This is a genomic window from Candidatus Obscuribacterales bacterium (assembly GCA_036703605.1).
Classification (GTDB): Bacteria; Cyanobacteriota; Cyanobacteriia; order RECH01; family RECH01; genus RECH01.
Window position 1 is genome coordinate 1 of sequence record DATNRH010000893.1, and the last position, 2,685, is coordinate 2,685.

At 52.7% G+C, this 2,685-nt stretch carries 3 protein-coding genes; 2 read left to right on the plus strand and 1 reads right to left on the minus strand.

Annotated features, from left to right (window positions below; all coding sequences use genetic code 11):
- Positions 1 to 192 precede the first annotated feature (192 nt).
- Complete coding sequence (gene prfB / locus V6D20_18360; GenBank protein ID HEY9817746.1) at positions 193 to 1,290, minus strand: peptide chain release factor 2; 1,098 nt, start codon at positions 1,288 to 1,290, stop codon at positions 193 to 195.
- A 230-nt stretch (positions 1,291 to 1,520) separates the two neighbouring features.
- Between prfB and V6D20_18365 the strand changes: the two genes are divergently transcribed.
- Positions 1,521 to 2,201 carry an ABC transporter ATP-binding protein gene (locus tag V6D20_18365; GenBank protein HEY9817747.1) on the plus strand — a complete coding sequence of 227 codons (681 nt, stop codon included), beginning with the start codon at positions 1,521 to 1,523 and terminating at the stop codon, positions 2,199 to 2,201.
- A partial coding sequence (locus V6D20_18370; GenBank protein ID HEY9817748.1) for an energy-coupling factor transporter transmembrane protein EcfT occupies positions 2,192 to 2,685 on the plus strand: 494 nt, incomplete at its 3' end. The genes V6D20_18365 and V6D20_18370, both read left to right, overlap by 10 nt.

Below are 2,685 nucleotides of genomic sequence, written 5' to 3' on the forward strand. Positions count from 1 at the left end.
ATTACAGCTGTTGAAGGGGGTTATGCAGATAGTTCAACAAAGCTTTACAGTCAGTGTAAACCTGAGGAGTACAGTAATGTCTGACTCAGAAAACTCCTTAAACAAGTTCACAATGTGATCCGCCTAAATATGATGCCAGCCAAACCAAGTAAACTCAGGTCGGCTGGCATAGAGATTGTACCGATAGATTGACTAGACAGAGCTAGATGCTTCCACCATCTGATTTTCTTGGCGCAGATAGGCTTCGATAAACGGATCTAAGTCGCCGTTCATCACATCATCGATGGCAGTCGTTTCCACATTGGTGCGCACATCTTTCACCATTTGGTACGGATGGAACACATAGTTGCGAATTTGGTTGCCCCAAGCTGCTTCCACCATATCGCCACGAATATCAGAGATTTCCTTAGCGCGCTGTTCTTGGGCAATCACCAAGAGTCTGGCCGTCAGCAGTGCCAGGGCCTTTTCCTTATTCTGAAGTTGCGATCGCTCTTGGGTGCAGCGAACGGCTAAACCACTGGGAATATGGACAATCCGCACCGCCGTTTCTACTTTGTTGACGTTTTGACCGCCCTTACCGCCAGAACGGGTGGTGGTAATTTCTAAATCCTTCTCAGGAATATCGAGGGTCACCGATTCATCCAACATCGGCATCACTTCCACACCCGCAAAGCTGGTTTGGCGCTTATCGTTGGCATTGAACGGCGAAATCCGTACCAGGCGATGGGTGCCTTTCTCTGCCTTCAAGTATCCGTAGGCGTAGCGTCCTTCAACTTCTAGAGTGACCGACTTGATGCCCGCCTCATCTCCTTCAGATAATTCTGCTAACTGCACCTTATAGCCATGCTGCTCTGCCCAGCGGGTGTACATCCGCAGCAGCATTTCTGCCCAATCCTGAGCATCGGTGCCACCAGCCCCGGCGTTGATACTCAAGACAGCGCCATTTTGGTCGTATTCCCCAGACAAGAGCTGCTGCAGTTCCCACTGATCGAGCGCTTTTTGCAACGTCTGGGCGGTGGCGCAGGCTTCTTCGAGCAGGGCATCGTCGGGCTCCACGCTCAGCAACTCTAGGACGGCTTGGGCATCCTCTAGCTGCGATCGCCATTGGTCGAGCTGATCGAGATGGGATTTACAGTCGTTTAACTCTTGCAGCGTGCGCTGGGCACGGGTTTGATCATCCCAGAAGTCTGGCTGGGAGGCGATCTGCTCTAGATCGTGGATTTTGGCCGTCAGAGCAGGGACGTCAAAGATAGTCCTGGGTTTTACCCAGGCGTAGCGACAAGGTGTCAAGATCTCGCTTGAGGTCTTGGGTGTTGAGCAGAGAAATCATAGCGGCGTTTTGTCGAAGTCGAATGTCATCAAGTATTTTATTGTAAAGCATGGATGCGATCGCCGTCTGCTGGAAACCATCTCAGGCGACCTCCATCGATCACCTCAAGCTAGGAGCGATCGCTCTGGGCCATTGCCCGATAGCATAGAGTAGTTGAGGCATGGGTTAGGGGCTGGGATGGGAGGGTTGTGTGATTGAGCTATGCGGGGTGAGCCATGGGTTTGGCGATCGCCGAGTGTTGCACGACATTACCGTCACGCTGACGGAACCGCGCATTGGGGTGATTGGCAGCAATGGTTCTGGCAAGAGCACTTTTGCCCGCTTGCTGAATGGGTTGATTGTGCCAGATGCAGGCTGGGTGCGGGTGGATGGCTTGGATACGCGCTACCAGGCTAAGGCGGTGCGGCGGCAGGTGGGGTTTGTATTCCAAAATCCCGATCATCAAATTATTTTACCGACCGTGGCGGAAGACCTGGCCTTTGGGTTGACGAATCTGAAAATGAAGCGCGCCGAGATTCACCAGCGGGTAGATGCCATGCTGATTCAGTATGGATTGAAGGACTGGCGCGACCATCCAGCTCATTTGCTCAGTGGTGGACAAAAGCAACTGTTGGCGATCGCTGCTGTTTTAATTATGCAGCCTAGGTATTTGATTTTTGATGAACCCACCACCCTCCTCGATCTACGCAACCGCAACCACATCCGCCGTATTTTATGGAATCTATCCCAGCCGATCGTCGTGGTTTCCCATGACCTCGATCTACTCCAGGATTTCGATCGCATCCTCTTGTTTGACCACGGGAAGATTGTGATGGACGCACCGCCGGCGATCGCCCTCCCGGCCTACGTGGAGCAGATGGCATGTCTCTAGGTCTTTATGTGCCCCAGCGATCGCCCATCCATTCCTTATCCGCAGGGGTGAAGGTTTTGGGTCTAGCAATTGCCGGTATGGGCCTATTTTTTGTACAGAGCTGGTTTATCTTACTCGGATTTATAGGGCTGGTGATTGCCCTGATGGCGATCGCTCACCTGCCAGGGCGGAGCATCTGGCAACAACTGCGGCCGTTAGTTGTGATTATAGTCGTGATTGTGGCGCTGCATGGAGTGCTGACGAGCTGGCAGATAGGACTAGCGATCGCTCTTCGGCTTCTGGCGTTGGTGGGTCTAGCGATTGTGGTGAGCAGTACGACTAAGGTTTCAGATATGCTAGCGCTGCTAGAACGCTGGCTGTCACCGTTGCGCCATATCGGCATCAATCCAGCCCAGGTCAGCTTAGTGATTGCTATCGCTATTCGGTTTATCCCCGTCTTACTAGAACAACTCCAGGCTATCCAAGAAGCCCAGCAAGCCCGAGG